General features: G+C 69.1%; 13 protein-coding genes and 1 pseudogene. All 14 read right to left on the bottom strand.

Annotated elements, in window-relative coordinates; all coding sequences use genetic code 11:
- Nucleotides 1-57: 57 nt before the first annotated feature.
- The gene (gene xerD, locus T428_RS0100305) at nucleotides 58-1,002 is read right to left on the bottom strand and encodes a site-specific tyrosine recombinase XerD (protein WP_036466747.1); all 945 of its coding nucleotides are present in this window, start codon (nucleotides 1,000-1,002) and stop codon (nucleotides 58-60) included.
- Nucleotides 999-1,625 carry an NUDIX domain-containing protein gene (locus T428_RS0100300; RefSeq protein WP_025734917.1) on the bottom strand — a complete coding sequence of 209 codons (627 nt, stop codon included), beginning with the start codon at nucleotides 1,623-1,625 and terminating at the stop codon, nucleotides 999-1,001. Before T428_RS0100300 ends, xerD begins: the two co-directional genes overlap by 4 nt.
- Nucleotides 1,618-3,369 (bottom strand): CTP synthase, encoded by a 1,752-nt coding sequence (locus T428_RS0100295; protein WP_025734916.1) that lies wholly within the window; start codon nucleotides 3,367-3,369, stop codon nucleotides 1,618-1,620. Before T428_RS0100295 ends, T428_RS0100300 begins: the two co-directional genes overlap by 8 nt.
- A gap of 146 nt (nucleotides 3,370-3,515) precedes the next feature.
- The gene (locus tag T428_RS0100290) at nucleotides 3,516-4,460 is read right to left on the bottom strand and encodes a copper transporter (RefSeq protein ID WP_025734915.1); all 945 of its coding nucleotides are present in this window, start codon (nucleotides 4,458-4,460) and stop codon (nucleotides 3,516-3,518) included.
- A gap of 22 nt (nucleotides 4,461-4,482) precedes the next feature.
- Nucleotides 4,483-5,664: a putative cytokinetic ring protein SteA gene (gene steA, locus T428_RS0100285; RefSeq protein ID WP_025734914.1), complete on the bottom strand. Its 1,182-nt coding sequence runs from the start codon at nucleotides 5,662-5,664 to the stop codon at nucleotides 4,483-4,485.
- Nucleotides 5,665-5,845: 181 nt separating this feature from the next.
- Nucleotides 5,846-7,588, bottom strand: a complete 1,743-nt coding sequence (gene recN, locus T428_RS0100280) for a DNA repair protein RecN (RefSeq protein ID WP_025734913.1) — start codon at nucleotides 7,586-7,588, stop codon at nucleotides 5,846-5,848.
- A gap of 24 nt (nucleotides 7,589-7,612) precedes the next feature.
- Nucleotides 7,613-8,536: an NAD kinase gene (locus tag T428_RS0100275; protein WP_025734912.1), complete on the bottom strand. Its 924-nt coding sequence runs from the start codon at nucleotides 8,534-8,536 to the stop codon at nucleotides 7,613-7,615.
- The gene (locus T428_RS0100270; RefSeq protein WP_025734911.1) at nucleotides 8,533-9,342 is read right to left on the bottom strand and encodes a TlyA family RNA methyltransferase; all 810 of its coding nucleotides are present in this window, start codon (nucleotides 9,340-9,342) and stop codon (nucleotides 8,533-8,535) included. Before T428_RS0100270 ends, T428_RS0100275 begins: the two co-directional genes overlap by 4 nt.
- Before the next feature lie 9 nt (nucleotides 9,343-9,351).
- A complete protein-coding gene (locus T428_RS0100265) occupies nucleotides 9,352-9,537 on the bottom strand; it encodes a hypothetical protein (protein WP_025734910.1) in 186 nt (61 codons plus the stop codon).
- A 23-nt stretch (nucleotides 9,538-9,560) separates the two neighbouring features.
- A pseudogene (locus T428_RS24580) lies at nucleotides 9,561-10,575 on the bottom strand (HAD-IIA family hydrolase).
- A complete protein-coding gene (locus T428_RS0100255; RefSeq protein WP_084298569.1) occupies nucleotides 10,575-11,411 on the bottom strand; it encodes a tetratricopeptide repeat protein in 837 nt (278 codons plus the stop codon). Before T428_RS0100255 ends, T428_RS24580 begins: the two are co-directional and overlap by 1 nt.
- Before the next feature lie 67 nt (nucleotides 11,412-11,478).
- On the bottom strand, nucleotides 11,479-11,760 hold the full coding sequence (locus T428_RS0100250) for a DUF732 domain-containing protein (protein WP_245604734.1): 282 nt from the start codon (nucleotides 11,758-11,760) through the stop codon (nucleotides 11,479-11,481).
- 547 nt (nucleotides 11,761-12,307) lie between these two features.
- Entirely contained in the window at nucleotides 12,308-13,579 is a 1,272-nt protein-coding gene (gene tyrS, locus T428_RS0100245; protein ID WP_025734907.1) for a tyrosine--tRNA ligase, read from the bottom strand.
- 11 nt (nucleotides 13,580-13,590) lie between these two features.
- Nucleotides 13,591-14,202 (bottom strand): DNA-3-methyladenine glycosylase, encoded by a 612-nt coding sequence (locus T428_RS0100240; protein WP_025734906.1) that lies wholly within the window; start codon nucleotides 14,200-14,202, stop codon nucleotides 13,591-13,593.
- Nucleotides 14,203-14,207 lie beyond the last annotated feature (5 nt).

Below are 14,207 nucleotides of genomic sequence, written 5' to 3'. Positions count from 1 at the left end.
CTTGTTGCGCGGATTGCCGCGTTTTTGGCCCGACAACTCGACGTTCGCCGTGATGGGTCACGTGGCGCGGGGGTGGGCACCGGCCCACACTTCGCGCAACGCGTGCACGGTGACCAGGGTGTAGATCTGGGTGGTCGTCACCGAGGCGTGGCCGAGCAACTCCTGCACGACGCGCACGTCGGCCCCGCCCTCCAGCAGGTGGGTGGCGAACGAGTGCCGCAGCATGTGCGGTGACACCCCGGAGGTAATCCCGGCGCGCTCGGCGGCGTCCTGCAACACCTGCCACGCGCTTTGCCGCGACAGCCGTCCGCCGCGGGCATTGAGGAAGATCGCCGCCGTGCCGCGGCCGCGGCGAGCCAGCTCCGAACGCCCCCGCACCAGGTAGGCGTCCAGCGCGGCCACGGCGGGCCGACCGATCGGGACCAGCCGCTGCTTGCCGCCCTTGCCCCGCAGCAATACCGAGCGGGCCTGGGTATCGATGTCGTCGACGTCGAGGCCGACGGCTTCGGAGATCCGTGCTCCGGTGGAGTACAACAGCTCCAGCAGCGCGCGGTTGCGCAGCGTCAGCGGGCCGTCGGACGGGCTGTCCCCGCCCGCGCCTTCCAGCAGCGCCAGCACCTGGTCGATGGTCAGGCTCTTGGGCAGCCGCCGGCCCGGCGTGGGCGGGCGCACCGCGCGCGCCACGTCCAGTTCGGCCAGCCCCTCGGCGGCGGCGAAGCGATGCAGGCCGCGCACCGCGATCAGCGCCCGCGCCGCCGACACCGCCGACAACCCCGCCGCCCCGGAATCGGGATCGCCGCGGCGCAGCGCCACGAAAAACTCGCTGACGTCGTCCTCGCCGACCTTGGCCAGGTCGTGAATTCCGCGTTCTTCCAAGTGCTTTGAATAGCGGCGCAGATCGCGCCGATACGAGCTGAGGGTGTTGGCCGCGACCCCGCGCTCGATCGTCAGGTGGTCGAGATAACCCTGCAGTTGGGTCTCGAGCGTCAGCGCGGTCGTCATTGCTGGGCCGCTTTCCGGGCGGCGAAAGCCGTGGGCTTGTCTTCCCACCGGGTGTCCACCGGGCGGGGCCGCGCCAACCCGGTCGTCACGGCGTGTGCGGCCAGGATCCCTGATACCGCAATGGAATTGACCACGTCCCCGCTGAAAACGAGGCGCACCGCCTCGTCGATGGGGATCCAGCGCATCGTCAGGTCGGCTTCCTCGTCGTGGGCCTCGGGGCGGCCGATCTCGGTCAGCCCGGTGGCCAGAAAGACGCGGACCGATTCGTCGCTGTATCCGGGTGCGGTGTCGAGGTCGACGAGCACCTGCCAGGTGTCGGCACGCAGACCGACCTCCTCCTCGAGTTCGCGGGCCGCGGTGAGGTGAGCCGGCTCGCCCGCGAGATCGAGCAGACCCGCCGGCAACTCCCACAACCGTCGCCCGAAGGTGTGCCGGTACTGGTAGACCATCGCGATGCTGTGATCGTCGCGCATCGCCACGATGGCTACCGCGCCGTAGTGCTCCAGCACCTCGCGTGCTGCGGTGTTGTCGCCGGGCATCCGCACCTGGTCGCAGCGCAGAACGAAAATCTTTCCGGTGTAGAGCGTTTCGCTCGACGCCGTCTCGAATACATGCTCAGCCACGAGTGGCGGGTTCGGGTATCGACCGCTCGGCGCTGTCTCGATGCTGGTTGCCGTTGGAGGTGTGCTCGGGGATCTCCACCGGCAGCAGCTCGCCCTGCTTGTAGTCGATCGCCGCACCGACGAACGCCACGAACAGCGGGTGGGGCCGGGTGGGCCGGCTCTTCAGTTCGGGGTGCGCCTGGGTGCCGACGACGAATGGGTGGATGTCCGAGAGGTATTCGACGAACTCCACCAGGTGGCCGTCCGGCGAGGTCCCGGAGAACCGCAAGCCGCTTTCGGCGATCTTCTCCCGGTAGGCGTTGTTGACCTCGTAGCGGTGGCGATGCCGCTCGGACACCTCGGTGGCCCCATATGCTTGCGCCACAATCGAATCCGGATCGAGCACCGCGGGGTAGGCGCCCAGCCGCATGGTGCCGCCCAGGTCGGCTTCGCCGGCCACGATGTGCTCCTGATCGGCCATCGTCGAGATGACGGGATCCGGTGTGGACGCTTCGAATTCGGCCGAGTTGGCCTCGGTCAGACCCACCGAGCGGGCGGCCTCGATCACGATGCATTGCAACCCGAGGCACAGCCCGAACACCGGTAACCCGCGCGACCGGGCGTATCGAATGGCGCCGATCTTGCCCTCGATGCCACGGATGCCGAACCCGCCGGGGATCAACACACCGTGCACGTCGGCCAGCGCCGACGCCGCACCGGCGGCGCTCTCGCAGTCGTCGGAGGGCACCCAGACCATCTCGACCTTGGCGTGATGCCGGAACCCGCCCGCACGCAAGGCTTCGGTCACCGACAGGTAGGCGTCGGACAGGTCAACGTACTTGCCCACCAAGGCGATTCGCACGGTTTCGTGCGGCTCGTGCACGCGGCGCAGCAGGTCGTTCCACTGCGTCCAGTCGACGTCGCGGAACGGCAGGTTGAGCCGGCGCACCACAAACGCGTCGAGCTCCTCGCGGTGCAGCACCTTGGGGATGTCGTAGATCGACGGCGCGTCCGGAGTGGAGATGACACCGTCGATGTCGACGTCGCACATCAGCGCGATCTTGTTCTTCAGCGGCTCGGGAACGGGACGGTCGCAGCGCAGGATCAACGCGTCGGGGGTGATACCGATGCTGCGCAGCGCAGCCACCGAGTGCTGCGTCGGCTTGGTCTTGAGCTCGCCGGACGGCGCCAGGTACGGCACCAGTGACACGTGCAGGAAGAAGACGTTCTCCCGGCCGACGTCGTGGCGCACCTGCCGCGCGGCCTCCAGGAAGGGCTGCGACTCGATATCGCCGACGGTTCCGCCGATCTCGGTGATGACGACGTCGGGGCGGCGTCCGTCGGCGTCGGGTTCGGCCATCGAAAGGATGCGGCTCTTGATCTCGTCGGTGATGTGCGGGATCACCTGGACGGTGTCGCCGAGGTACTCGCCGCGGCGCTCCTTGGCGATGACCGTTGAATACACTTGTCCGGTAGTGACATTCGCTGACCCGGACAGGTTGCGATCCAGAAACCGCTCATAGTGTCCGACGTCGAGGTCGGTCTCGGCGCCGTCCTCGGTGACGAAGACCTCGCCATGCTGGAACGGGTTCATCGTGCCCGGGTCCACGTTGAGATACGGGTCGAGCTTTTGCATCGTGACATGCAATCCGCGGGCGGTGAGCAGCTGGCCGAGGCTACTGGCGGTCAATCCCTTGCCGAGCGAGGAAGCGACCCCACCGCTGACGAAGAGGTGCTTGGTGGCGGTTTGCGGGTGCTTACGCACAGGCGGCCTCCGTGAAGACGGGCAGGACGTCAATTCGTCTAGCTTTTAACCAGCTGGGCCTGCCGACCCACGGAAATCCACCCTAACACCAGTGACGCCAGGGCGCGGCTAACACGCCCGGCAACCGGACAGCGGGTGGGGAATCGCTACTGCGGAACGGTGATCGAGGTGGCGCCGTGGCCGGTGCCGTACTGCCCGACATGGCCGCCGTTGAGCAAATCGTGCAGGCCCAGGATCGCGGTGATCCGCCCGGGTGCGGCGTCGACGTCGTCGACGGTGCTGATCGCGGAGTTGATGCCGGAGTCGGCGCGCGCGACCGCCACCGCGGCACCGCCCGTCGACGATCCGTCCCGCCCCGCCAGCAGCGTCCCCGAGCCGTGCGGCGCCAGCGCCGCCGCGAAGCGGGCCACGCTCGCCCCCTGGTTTCCGGCATCCTGGGGCAGCGCGCCGCCGGTGACGATCAGGGCGGCGTTGGCCGCTCCCATGTGATCGCCGGGCGCATAGGTGACGAATCCGCTCTCGCGCAGCGCGGCCAGCACGGTGTCGCGCTGGGTGTCGTCGACGGGTGGGACCGCCGGGTTGGCGTTGATCAGCAACGCGATGCCCAACAAGTCACCGGCCTGAGACCCCTGGTCGACGAGCTTGGTGCTGAGCTGCTGACCGTCGGGCAGCACCGACGAGTTCACCACGGTCCGCAGCTTCTCCGCGGAGTTGGCGTCGACGAACTCCTGGGTCAGCGACACCGTCCCGGTGAGGGTCCCGCCGGCCTGCCCAACGATCTTGGAGACCGCGGAAACGTCGTCGTCCTTGGCGTCGGGGGTGCGGAAGACCACCACGGATTTGCCTGCCAGCCCGTCGTGCACGATCCGGCACATCAACTGGTTGTCGAAATTGTTTGCCGCACTGAGCTTTTCGTTCAGAACGTTCTTCTGGTCGTTGAGCCCGTTGATCTGCGAGTAGAGATCCCGCTTCTCGGCGCGCAGGCTGGACAGCAGGGTGTCGGACAAAAAGCCCGACCCCAGCACGACGCCGACGGCCAGCGCGAGAAAGACCGCGGCCAGCGAGAAGGCATGTTGGCGTAACGAGATCATGAGCGCACGTCCTTACGGCTGACTACGTGACCAAGTGCTGAATCCACAGGGAGAAGTGATTCCAGTAGTCGGTGACCCAGTGCAGCACCACGCCATCGGTGCGCGACACCCACAGCGCGACGATGACCGCGATCAGCATCGTCAGTGCCAGCAGCGCGATGGCCCCGCCCGAGATGTGGTTGCGGTACAGGGTGGCAACCGCCTTGGCGTCGACCACCTTCTCGCCGACCCGCAGCCTGGTCAAAAACGTCGACGGGTTGCTCTGGGTCCGCGTCCGGTCGAAGAACGTCTCGATGTTGGCGGTGTGACCGGCCGTCACCAGCAGCGCCGCGCCGTGGTGGTCGGCCAGCAACAGGGCCAGGTCGACGGCCGAACCCGCGGCCGGGAAGGTCATCGCCCCGACTCCGAGGTCCTGAATCCGCTCCAGCCCGGGGGCGTGGCCGTCGGCGTCGGCCGGGAGCACGACGTGGGCGCCGCACTTGAGGGCTTCGGTGCTGATCTGCTCCGGGTCGCCGACGATGAGCTGGGGCCGGTAGCCCGCCTTGCGCAGCACGTCGGCGCCGCTGCCCACGCCGACGAGCACCGGCTGGTACTCCTTGATGAACGGCTTGAGCGCGCGCAGGTCGTCGGCGGCGCCGTCCTCGTCGGCGACGATCACCACGTGGCGGCGACGCAGGTCGAGATCGATGTCGGGAATGCCGATCCCGTCGATCAGCAGCGGACTCTCGCTCTTGATGAACTCAATTGTGTTGCCGGCGAACGCCTCCAGATGGGCGGCCAGGCCGCTCTTGGCCTCGCGCATCAGGTCGGCGATGTCGTGGTCGGTGCGCTCGGTGCCGCGGATCAACCGACGCTCGCCCGCGTACACCCCGCCCTCATACAGCCGGATCTTGGCGCCGTCCTTGACCTTCTTGAAGATCTCCGGCCCGGTCTCGTCGATCAGCGTGACGCCGTTGTTGACCAATACCTCCGGCCCCATGTTCGGGTACCGGCCGGAGACCGACGGCGAGGCGTTGACGACGGCGGCGATGTCGGCCTCCACCAGCGCCTCGGCGGTGATGCGGTCCAGGTCCAGGACGTCGAGCACCACGATGTCCCCCGGGCAGACCCTCCGCAGCAAGCGGTCGATATTGCGGTCCACCCGTGCGGTGCCGGTCAGACCCGGCCGGGAAGCATTGCGTGTGAGCAGCCCTGACATCTTCATAGGGGCAATTCTGGCCGCGAACACCGGCTCAGGCGTGGAGGCGCGCCGTAACATCAGCCCCAGAAGTTATCTAGAGTCACATCAGTAACAGGTGGATGTCGATGCTGTCTCGAACGTCGACTTGTCGAGCTGCAGGGGCCGTTTTCGCGCAACAAGTCGACGCTGGCGGGACGGGTGACGGTTAGATCTCGTCGTTCTGGGCGCCGTCGAGCAGTTCACGGGCGTGGGCCCGGCCGCTGTCGGATTCGCCCAGCCCGGCCAGCATCCGCGCCAGCTCGGCGACCCGCTCGTCGCCGGCGACCCGGCGCACCACACTGGTGCCCCGCGGCCCGGCCGGATGCACCACCAGGTGCACGTCGGCGTAGGCCGCGACCTGCGGCAGGTGGGTGACCACGATGACCTGGTGGGTGCGCGCCAACCGTGCCAACCGCCGCCCGATCTGGACGGCGGCCCTACCGCCGACGCCGGCGTCGACCTCGTCGAACACCATCGTGGTGCCCGCCGCCGAGGCGGCCAGCACGACTTCCAGCGCCAGCATCACCCGGGACAGCTCGCCCCCAGACGCGCTCTCGGCCAGCGGCAGCACCGTCATGCCCCGGTGGGCGGCGAAGCCGAACTCGACCTGGTCGACGCCGCCGGCGCCGGCGTGCACCAGCTCCCCGGAGGGCAGCGTGAAGGTGGCGAGGTCGTCCCTGTCGGCGGTGACGTCAGTGCTCACCTCGATGGTGAAGTCGGCGTCGGCCATCGCCAGCCCAGACAGCTCCGCGGTCACCTCCTTGGCCAACCGTTTGGCCGCCTTGCGCCGACACTTGCTGAGATCGACTGCAGCTTGGGCTAATTCACCGGTGAGCTCGTCGGCGCGGCGCTGCAGTGCGGCAAGTCCCTCCTCGGAGACGTCCAGCTGGGCGAGCCGCTCGCGCGATTCGGCCGCCCAGGCCAACACCCCGTCGACATCGGCGGCGTATTTGCGGGTCAGCGTCCGCAGCTCGGCTTGGCGGGCCAGCTTGGACTCCAGCGCGCTGGCATCGACCGGCAACTCGTCCAGGTAGCCGCCCAGCTCCTGGGCCGCGTCGTCGACCACGGTCTGCGCCTCGCGGACCTGCTCGGCCAGCGCCCGCAGCTTGGCGTCGTCGGTGGATTCCAGTGCGGCCCTAGCCCGTCCGAGACTGTCGGCGGCACTGGTCCCGGACAGGTCCTCGCTCGACAGCGCCGCGCGGGCGGTGGCCGCGGCCTCGCGCAGGGTGTCCAGTTCGGAGAGCCGCACGATGTCGGCGACCAGGGCGTCGTCCTCGCCGGGTTGCGGGTCGACGGCGTCGATCTCGTCCAGCGCGAAGCTCAGCCGGTCGGCCTCCAGCGCGAGCTCGCGCATCCGGTTGCGGCGGTCGAACAGGTCGCGCCGCGCCGTCAGCCAGGCGTCGCGCAGTTTGCGGTAACGCTCGAGAGCCGGGCCGGCCTTCGCGAAGCGGTCCAGCGCGCCGCGTTGCGCCTCGGGCTGCATCAACCGCTGGTCGTTTTGCCCATGCAGGGTGAGCAACTCGGTCGTGAAGTCCCCCAACGACTTCGCGGGCACGCTGCGCCCGCCCAGATAGGCCCGCGACGGCCCGTCCCGGCTGACCGAGCGCAACGCGATCACGCTGCCGTCCTCGTCGCGCTCCCCACCCGACGCGTCCAGTAGCTCGTCCAGCTGTGCGACCGTGGCGTCGTCGAGATCGGTTGTGGTGAAACGGCCTTCGACCACCGCGCGGTCGGCGCCCGAACGCACCCGGTTCGCGTCGGCACGGGCACCGCCGAGCAGGTGCAGGCCCCTCACCACCATGGTCTTGCCGGTGCCGGTCTCGCCGGTCAGCACGGTCAGGCCGCGGTCGAACTCCCCGACCGCAGAGCTGATCGCACCCAACGACTCGATGCGGATTTCGGTCAGCATTGCATCAGTACCGCTACGGGGCCGTTACTTTCCGCGCCACCCGGTCACGGGCAACCGGAACTTTCGCACCAGCCGGTCGGTAAACGGCGCACTGTCCAGCCGTGCCCATTTCACCGCGGTGCCACAGCGTTTCACCTCGAGGCGTCCTCCCGCGGGTAACAACATTTCGCGCCGGCCGTCGCAGAACACCAAGGCGTCGTTGCCGCTGGCCTCGATCTCGATGGCGATCGTGGCCTCCGGGCTGGTGACCATCGGCCGGCCGAACAGCGCGTGCGCGTTGTTGGGCACCACCAGGATCGCCTCGAGGTCCGGCCACAGCACCGGGCCGCCGGCGGAGAACGCGTAGGCGGTGGAGCCGGTGGGCGTCGACACCAGTACTCCGTCGCAGCCGAACGTCGACACCGGTCGTCCCTCGATTTCGACGACCACACCCAGCACGCCCAGCCGCGGGCCCTTCTCCAGGCTGGCCTCGTTGAGCGCCCAGCCCTGATCGATCAGCTTCCCGCGGTGGCGCACCGCGACGTCGAGCGTCAGGCGTTCCTCGACCCGGTAGTCCCTGGAGACCACATGCTCGAGCACCCGGTCGATGGCCTCGGCCTCGGCCTCGGCCAGAAAGCCGATGCGGCCCAGGTTGACGCCCAGCACCGGAATGCCCGCGTTGCGGGCGAGTTCGGCCGCGCGCAGAAACGTGCCGTCGCCGCCGAGAACCAGCACCAGTTCGCAGCCTGCCGCGGCGTCCGGTTCGGCGTCGACCACCTCGGTTCCGACGGCGATTGCCCGCACGTCGTCGGCGGACAGCTGCAGCGGCCCCCGGTCCGCCGCCTCGGTGGACAAGACACGAAGCCCTATGCCGTTGTCGCTCAACACTTTCTGGACACGGCGCGCGGTGTCGGTGGCTTCTTCGCGTCCGGTGTGCACGACCAGCAGAATGGTGCGTTCGGCGGTCATTGCAGGCCCTCGGCTACCGCGCGGTGCACCGCGTCGACGAGCCCGTCGCCGGCCAACGCACGATCGGTGTCGGCGCGCAGCCACAGGAAGTACTCGACATTGCCCGACGGTCCCGGCAACGGGCTGGCGGTGACGTCGACGGTGTGCCAGCCCAGCTCGCCGGCGCGGCGGGCGACGGCCAGCACCGCGTCGGTGCGCAGGCCCGGGTCTTGCACCACCCCGCCGGCGCCGACCTGGCCCTTGCCCACCTCAAACTGCGGCTTCACCATGGGAACGATATCCGCGCCCGGGTCGGCGCAACCAGTCAGCGCCGGTAACACCGTGGCCAGCGATATGAACGACAGGTCGGCCACCACCAGATCGACGCGTCCGCCGATCGCCTCGGGCGACAGGTCGCGAACGTTGGTCCGCTCGACGACGATCACCCGCGAATCCGAGCGCAGCGACCAGGCCAACTGCCCGTAGCCGACGTCGGCGGCCACCATCTCGGCGGCGCCGCGGTCCAGCAGGACCTCGGTGAAGCCGCCGGTCGACGCGCCGGCGTCCAGGCAGCGACGGCCCCCGACCTCGATCCCGAAGGCGTCGAGCGCGCCGATGAGTTTGTGGGCTCCGCGCGAAACCCAGCGACGCTCGCCGTCGTCGGCGACGGTCAGGGCCGCGGTGGCCGCGACCGCGGTGCCGGGCTTGACCGCGGGCATGCCGTCGATGCTGACCTTCCCGGCGCCGATCAACTCGGCGGCCTGCTGACGGGATCGCGCCAGGCCGCGCCGCACCAGCTCGGCGTCAACGCGGGCACGTCGTGCCATGCCCGCACCTCAGCCCTTCTCCGCCGACTCCAGCGCGGCCAGCAGCACGTCGTGCGCCTTGGAAAGCCGGCGTGCGATGTCTTCGAGCTCGGCGAGCGACGGGCCGGTTTCCCGGTTTTCCGGGTCGGCCAGGTCGGGCAGCTGCGCCAACAACTCGTCGATGTCGGCGCGAATCTGTTCAGGATCGATATTCATTGCGGTTCTACGGTAGTCATCCGCTAGTCCCGGTGCACGAGAGACCAGCGCTCGAGCGCGTCGCGGGCCCGGTCGTCGCCGGCCCGGATGCGCGCCGGCCGGGCCTGGGAATCGGCGCCCCACACCGCGCTGGCGACCGCGCGCACGATCGACAGCCCGTCGTCGGCCTCGTCGTCGGCGCCGTTGCCGCTGACCGTCACCACGCCATCGCCGACCGCGATCGCCCAGCCGGGCTGCGGTGCGACCGCGAGCAGGTCGCCGTCCCGGTGCAGCGCACGCAGGTCGTGGCCGATGTAGGTGGGCCGCTGCGCGGGCACCGCGTACACCGCATCGCGCGCTGTTCACCCCGGTCAGCACCATCAGGCTGGGCAACTCGGCGGCGTTGGCGCCCTCGATGTCGGTGTCCAACCGGTCGCCGATCACCAGCGGCGCGGAATAGCCTCCGCGCGCGAGCGCATCGTTGAACAGTGTCGGCGCGGGCTTTCCGGCCACCTTGGGCTCGGCGCCGTGGCCGCTCGCAGCGCGGCCACCAGGGAACCGTTGCCGGGCAGCAGACCCCGCTCGGTCGGCAGCGTGGGGTCGACGTTGGCCGCCACCCACACCGCGCCGGCCCGGATCGCCAGTGCGGCCTCGGCGAGATCGGGCCAGCCGATCGTCATCGACAGGCCCTGGACGACCGCGACGGGGTTGTCGTCGAAGCGGCGCACCGGACGCAGTCCTACGGCGGCGATCTCGTTGGCCAGCGAGTCGGTTCCGACGATCAGCACGGGTGAATCCGGCGGCAGCTCAACGGAAAGCAGATGCGCGGCACTTTGGGCGCTGGTGACCACGTCGCCGCCGGTAGCGGTGAAACCGAGGTCGCGCAGGTGCGTGGCCACTTCGTCGGCGCTGCGGGAGGCGTTGTTGGTGACGAACAGCTTGCGGCTGGTTACGCTCGTCGAGCGTCTGTACCGCGCCGTCAGTGGCGCGGTGGCCACGGAACACGGTGCCGTCCAGATCGATAAGCAGGCAATCATATTCCTGCGCAATGCTTTTCATCATTCGCCGCTCGAGCCCAGCTCACTGACCCGGTCTTCGGCATCGGTGACACCGTCGACATCGGCGGCCGCGGAGTGCAAAAACCATTGCAGCGCTTCGTCGTTGCGGCCGAGCGCCAGCAGCGTGTCGGCGTAGGCGTAGAACAGCCGGGCGGCCGTCGTGCCGGAGCGGGTCGGGTCCAGTTGCGGCGTGGACAAGACGGTCAGCGCCGCCTCGCGCTGCCCGAGATCGGAGCGGGCGCCGGCGATCACGATGCGCAGCTCGTCGGCGTCGTCGCCGCTGAGCTGAGCCGCCTCCTCGCCGCGCGCCAATTCGATCGCCCGTTCCGGACGGCCAAGGCCGCGTTCGCAATCCGCGATCAACGCCAGCAACGAAGACTTGCTACCCATCCGGCGAGCGGCACGCAATTCCGACAGCGCCTGGGCCCAGTCGCCGCAGCGGTAGGCGGCGATCCCGACGGCTTCGCGAATCGCGGCGATCCTGCTGGACCTGGCTCGCGCGGCACGGGCGTGATTCAGCGCGGCCTCGGGGTCTTCGTCCATCATCTCACCCGCGGCGACCAGATGCCGCGCCACCGCGTCGGCGCTGGCGCGGTCCAAGGTGCTCAGCTCACCGCGGATCTCCGGGGCCAGCTGTCTGGCGTCGATGTCGGGCGGTATCGGCGGCCCGTCGTCGGGACGATCACGATCGGGGGTGTTCTGCGGCTGGGCCGCGCGCGCCCGGCCCGGTCCCGACCACCGGCCGTCGCGCTCGGTGCGCGGCCCCCGCCTCGGCGCGCTCGCGGACCCTGAGTGCGGACGTCGTTCGCCGTTGTGACGCTGCCTGTCGTCGCCCACTGGTGTCGTTCACCTCGATTGCTCCCGGCCTCCCCGAAAGGATACGGGCAGCCGGGTGAGGGTCTCGCTACGCCTTGAACCGGTCCGGGATCAACGGCGCGATCATCGCAGGACAGAACGTGCCGATCGCGATGATCGTGAAAATGCCCGCATTTTTCTCCGTCATCCCGTTGCCGGTGGCCACTTCGGACACGACCGAATCGAACGACCCGCCGGGCTGGATCAGCATCGGGCAGACCGATTGCCCCTGCGCCAAAGTCGTGGCCGGTTGGGTGACGGCAATGCCGGCATTGGTCAGCCTGGACAGAAAGGCGTTGCCTGCGATGTCGGCGCGGATGGGCGCGGCCATCGTCGCGGCGGCGGCGGTCAAGGCCGCGGTCAACGCCATGAACCCGAAGGCCTTCGCCTGTGCGCCGACCCCTAAGGTCCACTGGTACGTCATTGATTGCGCCGTCATCTCTCGCTTCTCGTCGATTGTCCGGTGGCTGCGCAAAACACTGTGACTACAGTGGCCAACGCGGGTCACGTTCAGGGCACGGCACGGTAAAGGTTTGCACACCACCGCGTTTTGCTCCGAACGTCTTGACAAGTTCGGGTGCAATATGTTCCGCCGCCGGACACCCACCCCGGTCGTCGGTCCCAGCTTGTCAGATAAATACGTTGCGGCACAAACGATTTGGTGGATTCTGCGCCACCACTTCGATCGGGCCTGTCCCCCGAATGGGGGACAGGGGGTATCCACCGGTATTTCAGCCGGTTGTGGGATACCCGCACGGCGCGGAATTGGGAAAACTGGTTCTCGCAGCGGGGATCTCGTCGCTCCTTCCAAACGAGGCCTTCCCTCCTCTCGTATCGGCTTCCCCTCCGATGACGAGGTCCCCGCTGAATAAACCTCTCTAGACCTTCTCTATGCCGGCGATGTTGCGCTTGCCGCGGCGCAGCACCAGCCACCGGCCGTACAGGAAATCCGAATCCTGCGGCGACCATTCGTCGCTGTCCACCCGAATGTTGTTGACGGACACGCCACCCTCCCCGATCGTGCGGCGCGCGGCGCCCTTGCTGGCCGACAGGCCACTGGCCACCAGCAGGTCGACAATCCCGTCGGGGCCACCGGGTTTGAGCTCGGCGACCGATGTTTCGCGCAGCGCGGCGGCCAGCGTCGCCTCGTCGAGACGGCCCAGCTCGCCCTGTCCGAACAGCGCCTTGCTGGCATGCTCGACGGCCGCGGTGGCCGCCGCACCGTGCACCAAGACGGTGAGTTCGGTGGCGAGCCGACGTTGGGCGGCGCGTTGTTGCGGACGCTCGGCGGTGGTCTGTTCCAGCTCGGCCAGCTCCTCGGCCGACAAGAAGGTGAACCACCGCAGGTACCGGATCACGTCCGCGTCGGCGGTGTTGATGAAGTACTGGTACCAGGCGTACGGACTGGTCAGCTGGGAGTCCAGCCACAGGTTGCTGCCGCCGGTCGATTTGCCGAATTTGGTGCCGTCGGCCGCCGTGACCAGCGGGACGGTGAGGGCATGCACCGTCGCGCCGAGCTTCTGGCGCACCAGGCGCACCCCGGCGATGATGTTGCCCCATTGATCCGAGCCGCCGATCTGCAGCGAACAGCCGTAGCGCTGGTGCAATTCGACGTAGTCGTTGGCCTGCAGCAGCATGTAGCTGAACTCGGTGTAGGAGATGCCGTCGCCCTCCAGCCGGCGCCGGATGGTGTCGCGATCCAGCATCACGTTGACCGAGAAGTGTTTGCCGAGATCCCGCAGGAACTCGATCGCCGACAGCTGGCCCGTCCATTCGAGGTTGTTGGCCACGATCGCGCCCGTGGGCGAGTCGTCGAAGTCGACGAAGCGTTCCAGCTGTCCGCGAATCCGTTCCGTCCAGTCCGCGACGGTGCCGGCCTCGTTCAGACTGCGCTCGCCGACCTCACGCGGGTCCCCGATCATGCCGGTGGCCCCGCCCGCGAGCACGATCGGACGGTGCCCGGCGCGCTGGAAACGCCGCAGTGCCAGCAGCGGCACCAGGTGGCCCGCGTGCAGGCTGGGCGCGGTGGGGTCGAACCCGGCGTACACGGTCAGCGGTCCGCGCTGCGCCTCGGCGGCCAGGGCATCGAGGTCCGTGGACTGCGCGGTCAGCCCACGCCAGCCCAGCTCGTCGAGGATCTCAGCACACATCGCGCAAAACTCTAGTCGCTGGCGCCCGGGGCAGGTGCCCGCGGACTTCGCCGATACGCCGAGACCTCGGGTCGACCGGCAAGCCACAGTCGCCACGGCCGGTCGGCGGCCTGGCTGACGCCGACGCGTGGGCCCGCCACCGCGCCGACGACCGCATTCAGCCTCAGCGTCACCGGGCTGTCCGGGTCGAACAGGTCAATCCCGTTGTCGGACATCGAGATTCCCAGCGCCGCGCACAGGTTTCCCGGTCCCCGCGCCAGTGCGGCGGTGCGGACGGACTCGCCGCGGCGGCCCTCGGCGATCTCGATACCGTCCTCGATCACGGCGGCGCGCAGCAGCACCGCGGCGGCCGTGCCGTCGGGTCCGCACGAGACGTTGGCGCAGGTGTGAATCCCGTGGCTGAGGTAGGTATACAGGCGTCCGGGCGGCCCGAACATCACGGCGTTGCGGCCGCTGCGGCCTCGGTAGGAGTGCGCCGCCGCGTCCGGCCAGGGACCGTCGGGAACCCCGCCGTAAGCCTCGACCTCGACCACGACCGCGCGTACGCCGCGCCCGGTGAGGGTGGCGCCGAGTAACCGGTGCGCGGCCGCGACCGGGTCGACCACCAGCTCGCCAGCACCCACCCACC

The organism is Mycobacterium genavense ATCC 51234 (assembly GCF_000526915.1).
Classification (GTDB): domain Bacteria; phylum Actinomycetota; class Actinomycetes; order Mycobacteriales; family Mycobacteriaceae; genus Mycobacterium; species Mycobacterium genavense.
The sequence above is the reverse complement of the archived record's forward strand: the minus strand, read 5'-3'. Positions and strand labels throughout refer to the sequence as shown.